1 rRNA gene is annotated in these 2,932 nt (G+C 54.8%); it reads left to right on the top strand.

The window, feature by feature from the left end:
• The first annotated feature begins 1 nt into the window (after window position 1).
• Window positions 2-2,932: ribosomal RNA gene (locus PXY01_RS21925) — 23S ribosomal RNA — on the top strand.

The following is a 2,932-nucleotide window of genomic DNA, read 5'->3' on the forward strand; positions in this document are numbered from 1 at the left end:
AGGTTAAGCTACTAAGAGCGCACGGAGGATGCCTAGGCACTAGGAGCCGAAGAAGGACGTGGCGAACAACGATACTGCCTCGGGGAGCCGTAAGCAGGCTTTGATCCGGGGATGTCCGAATGGGGAAACCCGGCTGCGGTAATGCGCAGTCATCACTTGCTGAATCCATAGGTAAGTGAAGGCACACCAGGGGAACTGAAACATCTAAGTACCCTGAGGAAGAGAAAACAATAGTGATTCCGTCAGTAGCGGCGAGCGAACGCGGATTAGCCCAAACCAGGAGGCTTGCCTCCTGGGGTTGTAGGACGTCTCACATGGAGTTACAAAGGTGTTGGTTAGGCGAAGAGGTCTGGAAAGGCTCGCTAGAAAAGGTAAAAGCCCTGTAACCAAAAATCAGCACCCTCCGGGACGGATCCTGAGTACGGCGGGACACGTGAAACCCCGTCGGAATCCGGCAGGACCATCTGCCAAGGCTAAATACTCCCTAGTGACCGATAGCGAAGCAGTACCGTGAGGGAAAGGTGAAAAGCACCGCGGGAGCGGAGTGAAACAGAACCTGAAACCGTGCGCTTACAAGAAGTCAGAGCCCTCTATATGGGTGATGGCGTGCCTTTTGTAGAATGAACCGGCGAGTTACGTTCACGTGCAAGGTTAAGTCGGGAAGACGGAGCCGCAGCGAAAGCGAGTCTGAATAGGGCGAAATAGTACGTGGTCGTAGACCCGAAACCGTGTGATCTACCCCTGTCCAGGGTGAAGGTGCGGTAACACGCACTGGAGGCCCGAACCCACGTACGTTGAAAAGTACGGGGATGAGGTGGGGGTAGCGGAGAAATTCCAATCGAACTCGGAGATAGCTGGTTCTCCCCGAAATAGCTTTAGGGCTAGCCTCGAGAATGAGCGTCATGGAGGTAGAGCACTGATTGGGTGCGGGGCCCGCCAAGGGTTACCAAGTCTAGTCAAACTCCGAATGCCATCGACGTGCTCCTCGGGAGTCAGACAGTGAGTGCTAAGATCCATTGTCAAGAGGGAAACAGCCCAGATCATCAGCTAAGGTCCCCAAGTGTGTGTTAAGTGGGAAAGGATGTGGAGTTGCACAGACAACCAGGATGTTGGCTTAGAAGCAGCCACCATTTAAAGAGTGCGTAATAGCTCACTGGTCGAGTGACTCTGCGCCGAAAATGTAACGGGGCTAAACACACCACCGAAGCTATGGCATGTTGCTTTGCAACTTGGGTAGGGGAGCGTTGTGTATAGGTTGAAGTCAGACCGTAAGGACTGGTGGACAGTACACAAGTGAGAATGCCGGTATGAGTAACGAAAAGACAAGTGAGAATCTTGTCCGCCGAAAGCCTAAGGGTTCCTGAGGAAGGCTCGTCCGCTCAGGGTAAGTCGGGACCTAAGGCGAGGCCGAAAGGCGTAGTCGAAGGACAACAGGTTGATATTCCTGTACCACCATAAGCCGTTATGAGCAATGGGGTGACGCAGAAGGATAGTAACGCGGCCTGATGGAATAGGCCGTCCAAGCAGTGAGGCTGGTCAGTAGGCAAATCCGCTGACCGTAAGGCTGGGCTGTGATGGGGAGGGAAAATGACAGTACCGAAGGTTATGTGTTCCCGCTGCCAAGAAAAGCTTCTAGCCAGGCGAAGGTGCCCGTACCGCAAACCGACACAGGTAGGCGAGCAGAGCATGCTAAGGCGCGCGGAAGAACTCTCGTTAAGGAACTCGGCAAAATGACCCCGTAACTTCGGGAGAAGGGGTGCCTCGGTAGGGTGAATAGCCCGAGGGGGCCGCAGTGAAAAGGCCCAAGCGACTGTTTAGCAAAAACACAGGTCTGTGCGAAGCCGCAAGGCGAAGTATACGGGCTGACGCCTGCCCGGTGCTGGAAGGTTAAGGGGAGCGGTTAGGGGTTAAACCCGAAGCTGTGAACCGAAGCCCCAGTAAACGGCGGCCGTAACTATAACGGTCCTAAGGTAGCGAAATTCCTTGTCAGGTAAATTCTGACCCGCACGAATGGCGTAACGACTTGGGCGCTGTCTCAACGAGAGATCCGGTGAAATTTTAATACCTGTGAAGATGCAGGTTACCCGCGACAAGACGGAAAGACCCCATGGAGCTTTACTGCAGCTTGATATTGGACTTTGGTACGATCTGTACAGGATAGGTGGGAGCCTAGGAATCCGGAGCGCCAGCTTCGGAGGAGGCGCCGTTGGGATACCACCCTGATCGTATCGGAGTTCTAACCTGCCACCCTGAATCGGGTGGAGGGACCGTGTCAGGTGGGCAGTTTGACTGGGGCGGTCGCCTCCTAAAATGTAACGGAGGCGCCCAAAGGTTCCCTCAGAATGGTTGGAAATCATTCGGAGAGTGCAAAGGCATAAGGGAGCTTGACTGCGAGACCCACAAGTCGAGCAGGGACGAAAGTCGGGCTTAGTGATCCGGTGGTACCGAATGGAAGGGCCATCGCTCAACGGATAAAAGCTACCCTGGGGATAACAGGCTTATCTCCCCCAAGAGTCCACATCGACGGGGAGGTTTGGCACCTCGATGTCGGCTCATCGCATCCTGGGGCTGAAGTAGGTCCCAAGGGTTGGGCTGTTCGCCCATTAAAGCGGTACGCGAGCTGGGTTCAGAACGTCGTGAGACAGTTCGGTCCCTATCTGTCGTGGGCGTAGGAAATTTGAGAGGAGCTGTCCTTAGTACGAGAGGACCGGGATGGACGCACCGCTGGTGTACCAGTTGTTCCGCCAGGAGCACCGCTGGGTAGCCAAGTGCGGACGGGATAAGCGCTGAAAGCATCTAAGCGCGAAGCCCCCCTCAAGATGAGATTTCCCAGTACGTAAGACCCCTGGAAGACGACCAGGTTGATAGGCTCGAGGTGGAAGCACAGCAATGTGTGGAGCTGACGAGTACTAATCGGTCGAGGGCTTATCCT

This window comes from Paenibacillus xylaniclasticus, from assembly GCF_004001065.1.
In the GTDB taxonomy this organism is placed as follows: Bacteria; Bacillota; Bacilli; order Paenibacillales; family Paenibacillaceae; genus Paenibacillus_T; species Paenibacillus_T xylaniclasticus.